Source organism: Mesorhizobium sp. Arg314, assembly GCF_053714275.1.
This window is the reverse complement of record NZ_JBSKBP010000004.1, coordinates 161,518-174,249: the sequence shown is the minus strand read 5'-3', so window position 1 is coordinate 174,249 and position 12,732 is coordinate 161,518. Positions and strand designations below refer to the sequence as shown.

Sequence of the window (12,732 nt, the reverse complement as noted above, 5' to 3'; positions counted from 1 at the left end):
CGTCGTGCCGTTCGCGGGGAAGATGACCGGCACGGCCTCCATGCCCTGGAAAGCCGCCGTGCGAACCCGCGCCACCATCTTGTCTCAAGCCCCCGGATACAGGCTCGCGGGCGGTCTTGCGATCAAGCCGCGAGCGAAGTCAGGCTGGACAACCACAGATTTTCGCTTGGGCAAGAACATTGCCGGGAACGTAGACAACTGCGCGTCCCGTTATGGCGCAGCAGTCGAACATTGCCGCGGCAACGGAACCTTCGAGAATATCTTATCCAAGCTTCGTAGGTGCGGCTTGGTAAATCGACGGCGATAGTAGTAAGTTGCCAGGGCGGACGACCAGTACTTCCTTCGCAGCCCTATGAGGCCAAGGATCATCTTTCGTCTACGGGCGGACTTCAAAACCATTGTTCCTGCAGGAATATTCAACCCCGACATGGTTCTGTAGAAATTGAAAACATCCGCAAAAGGCACGCGCTTGAAGCGCCAGGGCTTGGCCGCTCCCGCATAGTGGATCACCTTGGGAAGCCGCCGTTCGATTTGCACATACCGGTCTGAAAAGAAATTCCATTCCCTGTCCAGGAAAAGAACTCGTCCGCGCACCACCGTATTCAAGGCTGTCTGGTCGAGGTATCGCGAATGGTCGGTTTCCCGAACTTTTGCAAAGATCCTGTCCGTAATGCCTTCACTGCGCCAGGCGGCGAGGTTCATCGTCAGAACGCCGGAATTGATATACTCATTCCGGGACATTCCGACGTCATCGAGTTCCTCCTGCTCGACGAAGCCGTCAATCACGCCGGCGACCAAATTGTCGCCCAAGTCCGCTGACCAGAGGCCGCTGAGATCGGACACCACCAGCGTATCTGCATCCATGTAGATGGCCTTATCACAATCAGGCAATATCTCGGGAATGAGTATTCGGGCATATGCGGCAGTCGTCAGCAGCTTGCCTCTTGTCGGCAGATCGGAAATCCGCTTGCCGTCTGCTCGGACGAGCTGACAATCTATTCCATTTCGTTCACAAAAACGGCGAAGCTTTATCACGGTGGCAGGCTCTATTCCTGCGTCGATAACGAGGAACTTCGCCCCGCGATTATGAATCCAAGCAGAAAAGATGAATACGAAAAGCCCGGGCACAAAGTTATTGTCGCTTGCGGTAACAATTATCATGAAATTGCTTTTCCTGGAAAGCGGGAGGCTAGACCCTGCTATAGCGGATAGGTCGCGGGAGCGCTCACGGTCAAAGGCAGCACGTTGACAACTTGCTCCTCAAATAGCTCATCGCCAGATCTACTTCTTCCAGCACATTTGGCAGACTAGTCGTATGGGAGGCTTACTTCCTCTTCCCCTCGACGCAATCCCAGAACAAACCCGCAATATCCGCCCCGCCGAAACGCTGCACCTCGCGCACGCCGGTCGGCGAGGTGACGTTGATCTCGGTCATGTAATCGCCGATCACGTCGATGCCGACGAGGATGAAGCCGCGTTCCCTGAGCGCCGGTCCGATGCGGGCGCAGATCTCGCGCTCGCGCTCGGTCAGCTCCGTCTTCTCGGCGCGGCCGCCGACATGCATGTTGGAGCGCGAATCGTGCTCGGCCGGCACGCGGTTGATGGCGCCCACCGGCTCGCCGTCGATCAGGATGATGCGCTTGTCGCCCTTGCGCACGTCCTTGAGGTAGCGCTGCACGATATAGGGCTCGCGGAACAGCTGGCCGAACATTTCCAGCAGCGAGGCAAGGTTGCGGTCGGCCTCGTGCAGATGGAAGATGCCGGCGCCGCCATTGCCGTAGAGCGGCTTGACGATGATGTCGCCGAATTCCTTGCGGAAGGCGGCCACCTCCTGCGGGTCCTTGGTGATCAGCGTTTCCGGCATCAGGTCCGGGAATTCGGTGACGAAGATCTTTTCCGGGCTGTTGCGCACCCAGGCCGGGTCGTTGATCACCAGCGTTTTTGGATGGATGCGCTCCAGAATGTGCGTGGTGGTGATGTAGTTCATGTCGAAGGGCGGGTCTTGCCGGAGCAGCACCACGTCCATCTCGGAGAGGTCGGTGCGCACCTTCTCGCCCAGCGAATAGTGGTTGCCCTTCTCGTCGCGCACCTGCATCTCCTCGACGCGCGCGAACACCTTGCCGTCGCGCATCGACAGCCGGTCGGGCGTGTAGTGATAGAGCTTGTGGCCGCGCCGCTGCGCCTCCAGCGACAGCGCGAACGAGGTGTCGCCGGCGATCGACACGGTGGAGACATGGTCCATCTGGACAGCGATTTTCAGCGGCATTTTCGGCCTCCAGGGCGGTCGAGCAAACTCCAGGAAGCGCCGATATAGGGAAATCGGCGGCTTCTGCCAATCGGCCAGAGCTACAGCAATTCCAGGAAAAGTGTGAAACGGTTTTCCGTCCGGGATTGCGTCAGACAAACAGACAGAGCGGTTGCCGTTTGCATGAAACGGAAATCGCTCTACCGGTCGAAGACCAGGCGCGAATAGCCCAGGAAGGATAGCGCCATGGCGACGATCGAGGCAAAGGCGAGGGCAACGAGCGGCGGCAGCCCCGGCAGCGCGAACAGGGCGGCGCAGTAGACCAGATAATTGACGACGCTGGTGGCGATGCCGACGCCGCCGTAGCGCACGCCTTCCTGCGCGATGCCCCGGCTCGACGGCGAGAAGGTCAGATGGCGGTTTACCTGCCAGGTGACGCAGAGCGCGAAGCCGATCGACAGCACGCGCGCCGAGAGCGGGCCGAGCGGCGTCGCCGAAAGCAGCAGCCAGAGTGCCGCCGCGTCGGCGGCGAAGCCGATGCCGCCGGCAAGAGCGAAGCGGACAAGGCGGTCCACTATGCCGCCCGCGATGCCTTGCGCGGCTCGCTTTTCGGCGCGGCCTGCCCGGATCCCGGGCGCTCGGCGCGGCCGGAGGAAATCGACAGGTAGAAGATGCGCTTCTGCTCGGCCCGGCCGCGCGAAACCGAATCGAGGATCAACCCGGTCATCATGGAGAGCATGGCCAGAAGCAGCATGCCGATCGACAGCACCCAGGTCGGCATGCGCGGCACCAGCCCCGTCTCGGCGAACTCGACCAGTACCGGGATCATCAGGCCGATGCTGGCCGCCAGGAAGAACAGCGCGAACGTGCCGAAGAAGCGCAGCGGCTGCGTCTCCTTCATCAGCATGGCGAACATCCACAGGATCCTGGCGCCATCGCGGAAGGTCGACAGTTTCGACGACGAGCCTTCCGGGCGGCGGCCGTAATCGAGCGCCATCTCGCTCACCGGCAATTTCAACTGCGAGGCATGCACCGACATCTCGGTCTCGATCTCGAAGCCGCCGGAGACGGCGGGGAAGCTCTTGACGAAGCGGCGGGAAAAAACCCGGTAGCCCGAAAATATGTCGGTGAAGTCCGTGCCGAACAGGCTCTTGTAGAGGCGGTTGAAGATGCGGTTGCCGAAAGCGTGGCCGTTGCGGCCGGCATCGTCGGTCACGCCGCGCCTGGTGCCGACCACCATGTCGGAGCGCTCGGTCAGCAGCACGTTGATCAGCTGCGGCGCATCCTCCGGCGCATAGGTGCCGTCGCCGTCGGCCATCACATAGATGTCGGCATCGATGTCGGCGAACATGCGCCGCACCACATTGCCCTTGCCCTGGCGCGGCTCGCGCACGACGTTGGCGCCGGCGGCGCGGGCTTTCAGCGCCGTGAGGTCCTTGGAATTGTTGTCGTAGACATAGATCGCGGCCGACGGCAGGGTCTCGCGGAAACGCCGCACGACCTCGCCGATCGTCAGCTCTTCGTTGTAGCAAGGCAGGAGCACGGCGATAACCGGCTCGTGGCGGACTGCATGCGGCATGTCTGTCTCCGGGCGCCCGACCAGCCTCCGGCCGTGCTCATGCCGGCCCCGTCGAGCCGTTTTACTATTTATTGAAGCCGTTAAGGCTAGGTTTAAACCGATCCTCTCCCTTCAAAGGCTAAGGCAATGGGCACAGCTGAGAACGGCGCCGCCACCTGGAAGTCCGATCTCATGCTGGCGCTGCTTGCCGCCTTGCTCGCGTTCGCACTCGATGCGTGGACCGGTTTTGGCCCGCTGACCGATGCCGGCGGCGACAACGACAACCTGCTGCGCCTCGTCGAGGTCCGCGACCTGCTCGCCGGCCAGGGCTGGTTCGACCTGCACCAGTACCGGATGGGCCTGGAAGGCGGCTTCGTCATGCACTGGTCGAGGCTGGTCGATGCGCCGATCGCTGCGATCATGCTTGCCGCCTCAGTGCTTACCGGCAGCAGGCCGCTCGCCGAGGACGTGGCGCAGGTGCTGTGGCCGGCGCTGCTTTTTTGGTCGACCTTGTTCTTCACCGCGCGCGCCGCGCGCAGCTTCGGCGGTGGTGGCGCGGTGCTGCCCGCCATCCTGATCGGTGGCGCCGGCTATTACGTCATGGGCATCTATGCACCCGGCGCGCTCGATCACCATAACGCCCAGCTGATGCTCACCATGGCGAGCCTCGCTTTGCTGATCGAGGCGCCTGCCCGACGCTGGGCCGCGCTGTTGTCCGGCTCCTGCGCCGCGCTGACACTCGCCGTCGGCATGGAAACCGTGCCCTATGTCGCCGCCATCGGCGTCTGCGTGTCGTTGCTGTTCGTTGCCGATGCCGGCGGCGAGCGGGCGATCGTCCGGGATTTCGGCCTCGGCTTCGCCGGCGTGGCGGCGCTTGTCTTCGTCACCACCGTCTCGCCTTCCGCATGGGGCGTGGCGCAATGCGATGCCTTCTCGGTCACGCAGTTCCTCGTCGCGGCCGTTGCCGGCATCGGGCTTGCGGCGATTGCCTCGATCGTACCCGCCGCCCGCGGCTGGCAGCTCAGGCTGGCATCGCTTGCCGCGCTCGGCGTCGTCCTCGGCGTGGTCGTGGCGGCGCTGTTTCCGCAATGCCTCGCCGCGCCCTACGCCAATCTCGACCCGCGCCTCAGGGAACTGTGGCTCGACAATATCGACGAGGCCCAGTCGCTGTTCATGCTGCTTGTCCGTAATCCGGCGCGCGTGGCGGCGCGTTACGGGACGCCGCTGGTCGCGATCATCCTGATGGCGCTGCGCTTCCGCCGCGGCGGCTGGCGGCGGCAGGACAGCCTCGTTGCAGCACTGCTCGTCGTCGCTTTCGTGGTCGGCGCCTGGCAGGTGCGCGGCACCACCTTCTCGATCGCCTTTGCGGTCATCCCGCTCTCGGCCTGGATCGCCAAATGGCGCGCCCGCGCCGAAACCAGTTCTTCGCTCGGCGTGGCGCTGCGCCTGGCGGCCGTCTGGCTGGTCTCGATCAACCCGGTCTGGACAGGCGTCGCCGCTGCCGCCTCTGTGGCGTTCGATAAAGGCACGGCTGTCGCCGACGGCGGCGCCATGGACAAGACCTGCGAGAAGAAGGCCACCTTTGCGCCGCTTGGCGGCATGGCCGGCACCACCGTGCTGACGATCTCCAATCTCGGAGCGCCGGTCCTTGCTTACAGCGGCCATCGCGTCTTCGCCGGCCCCTATCACCGCAATGTCGCCGGCAATCTCCTGGCACTGGAGGCCTTTCTCGGCTCGGCCGATGACGCGCATCGTATCGTCGAAGCGCATCGTGTCGGCCTCGTCGCCATCTGCCCCGGCAATTTCGAGAGCCGGACCCTGACCCAGAAGGCGCCGCAGGGCTTCCTTGCCGGCCTGCTGCGCGGCAGCGTGCCGGACTGGCTCGAGCTGGTCGGCGAGAAGGGCAGTCCGATCGAGCTCTATCGCGTAAGGCAAGCCGGCTAAAGCGATCCACGAAAGGCGCGAAGCGGTTGGGTTCTGCGTCTGCGCGGTGGCCTCCGTCCGCAATTGCTTAAACAGAAGCCAAGCCCCTAAGACCATCCGATATTTCCATTGGAAATTACGCATAAACGAATATCTTGGGGGCGGATCAGTGTTCCTTGTCGGAAGCTGAACCATTGCCGGCGAGGCAAGCAGCTTTTGGACATTGGAAAATCGATTTTCCGATACTTTTCCTAAACGCTTTGCTGCCAGTCTGGCCGCAAATACCGACATCACAACAGAGGCATGATGCAAACGACGTTTGGCACCGGTCAGCCAGGCAAGGAAAACACGGATCTGGCTTTCACCGATTCGTTGACCGGGCTTGGCAACCATCGTCGCTTCTTCGACAAGGTCGATCGCCTGATCAGCGACCGCGCCGACGATCCCGCGCCCTTCACCGTCGGCATCCTCGACCTCGACGGCTTCAAGCCGATCAACGACCTGTTCGGCCACAGGGCCGGCGACGACATCCTGATCCAGGTGGCGATGCGGCTGCGCGCCTCGATGGACGGCTATTCCACCGTCTGCCGCATCGGCGCCGACGAGTTTGCCTACCTCTACCCGATGGTGTTCTCGGAGGAGCAGGCGGCCGAGAAGTCGCGCATGCTGATCGAGATATTGTCGGCGCCATATGACGTGGGCGAGCGCACCGCGAGGCTGTCGGCCTCGGTCGGCTGCTCGCTGTTTTATTCCGGCGACGAGACCACCGAGATCCTCATCAACAAGGCCGAAACGGCGCTCTATCACGCCAAGCGTTCGGGCCGCGGCCGCGTCGTCGTCTACACCCGCGAGATGGAAGAGGCGGCCAAGCGCGTCACCCGCATCGAGCAGGCGCTGCGCCGCGCCGTCTCGGCCGGCGAGGTCGAGCCGCATTTCCAGCCGATAGTTGACCTCAACAGCCGCCGCACCATCGGCTTCGAAACCCTGGCGCGCTGGACCGACCGCGACCTCGGCGTCGTGCCGCCATCCGTCTTCATCCCGATCGCCGAGGAACGCGGCATCATCGGCCCGCTGTCGCAGCTGGTGCTGCGCAAGGCGACCGAGGCCGCGCGCAACTGGCCTAAGGAGCTGTTCCTGTCCTTCAACCTGTCGCCGTCGCAGCTCGTCGACCAGAACACCGGCCTGCATATTCTTGCCATCCTCGACCGCACCGGCTTCGATCCGCGCCGGCTGGAGATCGAGATCACCGAGACCGGCCTGATGAACGATCCGGCCTCGGCCGAGAAGATCGTCGAGGACCTGCGCCGCGTCGGCATTCGAGTCTCGCTCGACGATTTCGGCACCGGCCAGTCGTCGCTCGGCCGCCTGCGCGAATTCCACTTCGACAAGCTCAAGATCGACCGCGCCTTCGTCTCCTCCATCCTCGACGACCGGCCCTCGGAACACATCATCCGCGCCATCCTGGCCATGTGCGAGGGGCTCGGCATGGATGTCGTCGCCGAAGGCATCGAGGACGAGGCGCAGGCCGACCGTCTCGTCCAGTTCGGCTGCGCCGGCGGGCAGGGCTACCTGTTCGGCAAGCCGGCCGATGCCGACGCCACGCTCGGCTATCTGCGCGATTCCTATCGCGGCGCGCTGCACGCCAAGGCGATCTGACCGCGCCTTTCAGTTGTTCGGAAGACCGGCCGCCGCCGATCTGGCGTGGCGCCGATCATTTGTCTGACATTAGGCCGGAAATCCGACGTTTCTCCCTTGCCCCCGCGCTTTGTCTGGATAGGATGCGCGCCGGCCAAACGGAGAATAGAGATATGATGCCATCGGCGCGGTTCGCCGACCTCGACGGCACCTCGGTGCTGATCACCGGCGGCGGCTCCGGTATCGGCGCGGCGCTGACCGAAGGCTTCATGCGGCAGGGCGCCAAGGTCGCTTTCATCGACATAGCCGACAAGTCCAGCACGGCCCTTGCCGACCGGCTGGACAAGCAGCTTGGCCGCCGCCCGCTCTATCTCAAGGCCGACCTGCGCGACATCGAGGCGCTGCGCGCTGCCGCGGCAAAGGCGGCTGAAGCGCATGGCGATGTCACGACGCTCGTCAACAACGCCGCGCTCGACGACCGCCACGCGGTGGAAGACGTCACCGTCGAGTTCTGGGACAACAACCTCGCGGTCAATCTGCGGCCGCATTTCTTCACCGCGCAGGCCGTGGCGCCCGGCATGAAGCGCGCCGGCGGCGGTTCGATCATCAATTTCACCTCCACCTCCTATCTGATCAACCATCCCGATATGCCGGCCTATACCGCCGCCAAGGCGGGCATACTCGGCCTGACCAAGGGCCTTGCCGGCAAGCTCGGCGCCGACCGCATCCGCGTCAACGCGGTGGCGCCAGGCTGGGTCATCACCGAACGGCAGCGCGAGCTCTGGGTGACGGACGAGGGGCTCGCCGCCCATATCGCAAAACAATGCATCAAGGACGTCATGCAACCCGACGACATGGTGGGCACGGTGCTGTTCCTGGCATCGGATGCCTCGCGCATGCTCACCGCCCAGATGCTGATCGTCGATGGAGGCTTCCTGTGAGCACAGCACCTGCGGTTGCCGCGCTCGACTGGGGCACGACGCGGCTCAGGGCCTGGCTGCTCGATGGCTCGGGCAAGGTGCTTGCCGAGCGGCGCGGCGACGACGGGCTGATCACCGCCCGCGAAAAAGGTTTTGCCAAGGTGCTGGAAGGCCACCTTGCCGCCATGGGCGCGCCGGACACGTTGCCGGTCATCATCTGCGGCATGGCCGGTTCCCGGCAAGGCTGGATCGAGGCGCCTTACGTCACCGTGCCGGCGCCGATCGGCGCCATTTTGCGCGGTGCCGCCCGCATCGAAAGCGAGCGGCGCGACATCCGCATCGTGCCTGGCCTCGCCCAGCGCCTGGCCGATGCGCCCGATGTCATGCGCGGCGAGGAAACCCAGCTTGCCGGCGCCGGTTTGCCGGCAAAGGGGCGCCACCTCGTCTGCATGCCGGGCACGCATTCGAAATGGGTCGCGGTCGAGGACGGCGCGGTCGAAGGTTTCGGCACCTGGCCGACTGGCGAGCTCTATTCGATGCTCTCCGCGCATTCGATCCTCAAACATTCGCTGGGCGAGCATCCCGCTCCGGTCGCCGCCGCCAGCCCGTTCTTCCGGCAATGGTGCCAGCGCGCGCTGGGCGAGGGTGGCGACGTTACCTCGAAGCTGTTTGCCATCCGCGCAGCCGGGTTGCTGCAGGATCTGCAGCCCGCCGATGCGGCGGCATGCCTGTCCGGACTTTTGCTCGGCGGCGAGATCGCCTCGGCAAGGCGCCGCTTTGGCGTAAGCGATGCGCAGGTGGCGCTGGTCGCCTCCGGCGCGCTGGCCACGCTCTATGGCGCGGCGCTCGACCTTGCCGGCCTTGCGTTTCGCACCGTGGACGCCGATGAAGCGGTGCGCGCCGGCCTCGTCGAGGCCGCGCGCGAGAACGGCATGATTGGAGGCGCCGCATGAGCCAGACCGCAGTGACCCAGACCGCGGCTTTCCCGAAACTCCGGCGCGGCCTTGTCGCCATCCTGCGCGGTTTGAAGCCTTCCGAGGCGGTGGCGATCGGCCGGGCGATCCATGACGCCGGCATCGCGGCGATCGAGGTGCCGCTCAATTCGCCGGAGCCGTTCGTCTCCATCGCCGATCTGGTCAAGGCGCTTCCGCAAACGGCGCTGATCGGCGCCGGTACTGTGCTGACGGGGGCGGATGTCGATGCCTTGCACAAGGCAGGCGGGCGTCTGCTGGTCAGTCCCAACATCGATGCCGAGGTCATGGGCCGCGCCATGCAGCACGGCATGGTGACGATGCCTGGCGTGTTCACACCCACCGAAGCCTTCCAGGCGATCCAGCTCGGCGCCTCGGCGCTGAAATTCTTCCCGGCAAGCGTGCTCGGATCGGGCGGCATCGCGGCGATCCGCGCGGTGCTGCCGGCAACGACGCTGGTCGGCGCCGTCGGCGGCGTTTCCGACAAGGATTTTGCCGGCTACAAGGCGGTCGGCGTCAGCGTCTTCGGTCTGGGGTCGAGCCTCTACAAGCCAGGTGCAAGCGTCGAGGACGTGGCGCAGCGCGCCCGTGCCGCGGTCGCCGCCTGGGACGAAGCCTTCGGAGGATAAGATGGACGGCGTTTCGGTTTTTTCCGACCACATTTGCGAGCTCGGCGAAGGCCCAAGCTACGATCCCGCCACCGACACGCTGTTCTGGTTCGACATCGTCAACGGCGAGCTTCTGGAAAAGCCGCTCGCCGGTGCCCTGAAAATCCATGATCTCGGCCTGATGGCCAGCGCCATCGCCGTCATCGATGACGATCGCCAGCTCATCGCCACCGAGATCGGGCTGCAGGTCAGGGACGTCAGGACCGGCAGGCTGACGCCGCACACGCCGATCGAGGCCGACAATCGCTTGACGCGCTCCAACGATTCCCGCGTCCATCCGTGCGGCGCCTTCTGGACCGGAACGATGGGCAAGGACGAGGAGAAGGGCGCCGGCTCGATCTACTGGTTCTTCAAGGGCGAGCTGCGCCGGCTGTTTTCCGACATCACCGTATCGAACTCGATCTGTTTCTCAGAAGATGGCGCGACCGCCTACTACACCGATACCGCGACCGGGCTTCTGATGCGCGTCGCCTGCGATCCGGCGACCGGCCTGCCCAAAGGCGAACCGAAGGTGTTCGTCGACCATCGCTCCTCGAAAGGCTATGTCGACGGCTCGGTCGTCGACCGCGACGGTGTGCTGTGGAACGCGGTCTGGGGCGGCACGGCGGTGAAGGCCTATGCGCCGGACGGCACGCTGCTCAAAGAGATCGCAATGCCGGTGACGCAGGCATCTTGCCCGGCCTTTGTCGGCCAGAAGGCCGACCGCCTGGTGCTTACCTCTGCCTGGAAAGGCAAGGACGAGAAGCAGCGCGCTCTCGATCCGCAGGCCGGCATGACCTTCCAGCTCGATATTCCGGTCAAAGGCCGCTTCGAGCCGCGTGTGCTGATCGCCTAATTCTTCGACAGAGAGATTTTGAAAGATCGCCGTTTGTCGAGGGGCAAGGCTTTCACCGCTCATTCCATGAAATCGGCGCAAACGCTGGGGGTTGGCGCAAGCCCCTCAGCCTGACGACGGGACTGGTCGTTTCGGCCAATCTCCAAGGCATGCCGCCCCCAAAGGCCAACAAAATCCCTGCGCTGGGAACTGGCGCAATTTCCAGGAAAGCGTGAGAACGGTTCGGCGCCTTCGCCGTAGCGGCCGGCTTCCTGTCGCGCAATCGCCCGGCCCGGTCGGTTTCCCGCAAGCCGGCCGCTCCGGCCATGCGATGGTAAGCGCCTGATTTCGCCCGGAGCATTCGATGCCGCAGCCGACCCTGATCCTTGTCCACGAGCCGGAACAGGCCTGCTTTGATCGGCTTGTCGCCGATGGTCATCCGGCGGAGCGCGCCACCGAGATTTCGTCCTACCTGGCGCAATCGACCGATCTTGCGCCTGAGTTTGGCATGCTGGCTGCCGCCTGCGGGACGCGCGGCCTCGCCTTCGCCGCTGTCGAGCTCGACGACGCGGCGCCGCTGCTGGCGAAAGCCGACCCGCGGACGACGCTGGTCTGGACGTTGACCGACGGCATCGCCTATTTCCGTGGCGGCGCCGCACCCGCAATGGCGCGGCTGAACGGGCTGCGCACCATCGGCGCCGACGATTCGCTGTTCGCGCTCTGCCAGGACAAGCTTCGCTCCGGCGCGGTGCTCGGGGCGTTCGGCCTGCCGGCGCCGCCCGCCGGCTTGGCACGCAACGGCGAATGGCTGGTTGAGCCGCCCGCCTCGTCCGCCGGCTGGTTCGTCAAGCCGAACCGGCTTGGCGCCAAGATCGGCATCTGGCCGGATTCGCGCATCGCCGACCTCGCTCACGCGCTGGAACTTAGCCGGCGTGTCTTTTCCCATTATCGCGACGACGTCGTCGTCCAGCCCTATGTCGCCGGCCGCAATGTGCGGGCGAGCTTCCTCGGGCTGAAGCCCGAAACCGGCGTCGAGGCGCTCGGCATCTTCTTTGTCGATTCCGGCGGCGATTTCCAGACCATGGCCGACTCGATGGCGCTCTATGGCGAGACCGGCCAGGCCGCGAAGGATGCGGGAACCTATGCCGAGCCGGAGCTCGAGCCTGTCGGCTCGCGCCAGCCGGCGGCCGACCGGAGAATCCGCGCCATCGCGCAAAGGCTGATCGGCGGGCTTGGCTTGCGGGATGTCTTTTCCGTCGATTTCCGGGTCGAGGCCGACGATACCGTCCACCTCATCGAGTTCGAGGTTTGTCCGGGCCTGCCCTGCTTCGATTTTCGCGACTATTGCCGCAGAGAATGGGGCATGAGCCTTGCCGATGCGATGGCAGAGACGGCTGCCAATAGATTGAGGTCGTGACCTTCATATTGGCTGAGACCTAACGATTTCGTCATTCCAGGGCGGAGCAAGGAGCGAAGCGACGCAGCGCAGACCCTGGAATCCATGCCGTTACCTCGGCCGTGGAGTGCAGCGGAGCAGAATTCTGGACCGTAGCGGCGCGTTGACGTCACGGATTGGATCCTCGGGCCTGCGCTGCGTCGCTACGCTCCTTGCTCCGCCCGTCGATGACGACAAGATGGATGGACGTTTCGGCTAATCTCCAACGTGCCAACGCAGCAACAGGCGATCTACCCCCCTGCTTCGACGAACTAAATCCCTTCCACCAGCACGATTTCGCCGTCGGCCACTTTCTGGCGGATAGCGACGGCGCGCTGATATTCCGGCGAGTGGTAGCAATCATGCGCCGCCGAGAGCGATTCGAATTCGATGATGACGTTGCGGGCGCGTCCAGGCCCTTCGGCCTTTTCATGCTCGCCGCCGCGCGCCAGGAATTTCGCGCCGAAGCGGTCGAAGGCGAGCTTCGCGGCGGCGACATAGTCCTTGTAGCCTTCGGCATCGCGCACATCGACACGAGCGATCCAGTATCCCTTGGGCATTTG

12 protein-coding genes are annotated in these 12,732 nt (G+C 64.4%); 7 read left to right on the top strand and 5 right to left on the bottom strand.

Annotation, left to right across the window (positions count from 1 at the left end):
- Positions 1-210: 210 nt before the first annotated feature.
- From ACWGS9_RS06505 to ACWGS9_RS06490, 4 genes are all read right to left on the bottom strand, one after another.
- Positions 211-1,161 (bottom strand): glycosyltransferase family 8 protein, encoded by a 951-nt coding sequence (locus tag ACWGS9_RS06505; RefSeq protein WP_454504447.1) that lies wholly within the window; start codon positions 1,159-1,161, stop codon positions 211-213.
- A gap of 163 nt (positions 1,162-1,324) precedes the next feature.
- Positions 1,325-2,266 (bottom strand): glutathione synthase, encoded by a 942-nt coding sequence (gene gshB, locus ACWGS9_RS06500; RefSeq protein WP_454504446.1) that lies wholly within the window; start codon positions 2,264-2,266, stop codon positions 1,325-1,327.
- A gap of 179 nt (positions 2,267-2,445) precedes the next feature.
- On the bottom strand, positions 2,446-2,820 hold the full coding sequence (locus ACWGS9_RS06495) for a GtrA family protein (protein ID WP_454504445.1): 375 nt from the start codon (positions 2,818-2,820) through the stop codon (positions 2,446-2,448).
- Entirely contained in the window at positions 2,820-3,824 is a 1,005-nt protein-coding gene (locus tag ACWGS9_RS06490) for a glycosyltransferase (protein WP_454504444.1), read from the bottom strand. Before ACWGS9_RS06490 ends, ACWGS9_RS06495 begins: the two co-directional genes overlap by 1 nt.
- Before the next feature lie 126 nt (positions 3,825-3,950).
- Here ACWGS9_RS06490 and ACWGS9_RS06485 point away from each other — a divergent pair, with 126 nt between their 5' ends.
- The 7 genes from ACWGS9_RS06485 (at position 3,951) to ACWGS9_RS06455 (ending at position 12,151) form a co-directional block, all read left to right on the top strand.
- A complete protein-coding gene (locus tag ACWGS9_RS06485; RefSeq protein WP_454504443.1) occupies positions 3,951-5,747 on the top strand; it encodes a GtrA family protein in 1,797 nt (598 codons plus the stop codon).
- 285 nt (positions 5,748-6,032) lie between these two features.
- A complete protein-coding gene (locus ACWGS9_RS06480) occupies positions 6,033-7,382 on the top strand; it encodes a putative bifunctional diguanylate cyclase/phosphodiesterase (RefSeq protein WP_454504442.1) in 1,350 nt (449 codons plus the stop codon).
- Positions 7,383-7,534: 152 nt separating this feature from the next.
- A complete protein-coding gene (locus ACWGS9_RS06475) occupies positions 7,535-8,302 on the top strand; it encodes an SDR family NAD(P)-dependent oxidoreductase (protein ID WP_454504441.1) in 768 nt (255 codons plus the stop codon).
- Positions 8,299-9,234, top strand: a complete 936-nt coding sequence (locus tag ACWGS9_RS06470; RefSeq protein WP_454504440.1) for a 2-dehydro-3-deoxygalactonokinase — start codon at positions 8,299-8,301, stop codon at positions 9,232-9,234. The genes ACWGS9_RS06475 and ACWGS9_RS06470 overlap by 4 nt, the downstream gene beginning before the upstream one ends.
- Positions 9,235-9,245: 11 nt before the next feature.
- Positions 9,246-9,881 (top strand): 2-dehydro-3-deoxy-6-phosphogalactonate aldolase, encoded by a 636-nt coding sequence (locus tag ACWGS9_RS06465; RefSeq protein WP_454504543.1) that lies wholly within the window; start codon positions 9,246-9,248, stop codon positions 9,879-9,881.
- A gap of 1 nt (position 9,882) precedes the next feature.
- Positions 9,883-10,755 carry an SMP-30/gluconolactonase/LRE family protein gene (locus ACWGS9_RS06460; protein WP_454504439.1) on the top strand — a complete coding sequence of 291 codons (873 nt, stop codon included), beginning with the start codon at positions 9,883-9,885 and terminating at the stop codon, positions 10,753-10,755.
- 343 nt (positions 10,756-11,098) lie between these two features.
- The gene (locus ACWGS9_RS06455; RefSeq protein WP_454504438.1) at positions 11,099-12,151 is read left to right on the top strand and encodes a D-alanine--D-alanine ligase family protein; all 1,053 of its coding nucleotides are present in this window, start codon (positions 11,099-11,101) and stop codon (positions 12,149-12,151) included.
- A gap of 290 nt (positions 12,152-12,441) precedes the next feature.
- Here ACWGS9_RS06455 and ACWGS9_RS06450 read toward each other — a convergent pair whose 3' ends face one another.
- Positions 12,442-12,729, bottom strand: coding sequence for a DUF1330 domain-containing protein (locus ACWGS9_RS06450; RefSeq protein ID WP_454504437.1), 288 nt, complete (start codon positions 12,727-12,729; stop codon positions 12,442-12,444).
- Positions 12,730-12,732 lie beyond the last annotated feature (3 nt).

Excerpts from the sequence above, each read along its gene's own strand:
- ACWGS9_RS06485 (WP_454504443.1), top strand. The coding sequence starts at position 3,951 with ATGGGCACAGCTGAGAACGGCGCCGCCACCTGGAAGTCCGATCTCATG.
- ACWGS9_RS06490 (WP_454504444.1), bottom strand. The coding sequence starts at position 3,824 with ATGCCGCATGCAGTCCGCCACGAGCCGGTTATCGCCGTGCTCCTGCCT.
- ACWGS9_RS06480 (WP_454504442.1), top strand. The coding sequence starts at position 6,033 with ATGCAAACGACGTTTGGCACCGGTCAGCCAGGCAAGGAAAACACGGAT.
- ACWGS9_RS06450 (WP_454504437.1), bottom strand. The coding sequence starts at position 12,729 with ATGCCCAAGGGATACTGGATCGCTCGTGTCGATGTGCGCGATGCCGAA.
- ACWGS9_RS06505 (WP_454504447.1), bottom strand. The coding sequence starts at position 1,161 with ATGATAATTGTTACCGCAAGCGACAATAACTTTGTGCCCGGGCTTTTC.
- ACWGS9_RS06460 (WP_454504439.1), top strand. The coding sequence starts at position 9,883 with ATGGACGGCGTTTCGGTTTTTTCCGACCACATTTGCGAGCTCGGCGAA.
- gshB (WP_454504446.1), bottom strand. The coding sequence starts at position 2,266 with ATGCCGCTGAAAATCGCTGTCCAGATGGACCATGTCTCCACCGTGTCG.
- ACWGS9_RS06455 (WP_454504438.1), top strand. The coding sequence starts at position 11,099 with ATGCCGCAGCCGACCCTGATCCTTGTCCACGAGCCGGAACAGGCCTGC.
- ACWGS9_RS06475 (WP_454504441.1), top strand. The coding sequence starts at position 7,535 with ATGATGCCATCGGCGCGGTTCGCCGACCTCGACGGCACCTCGGTGCTG.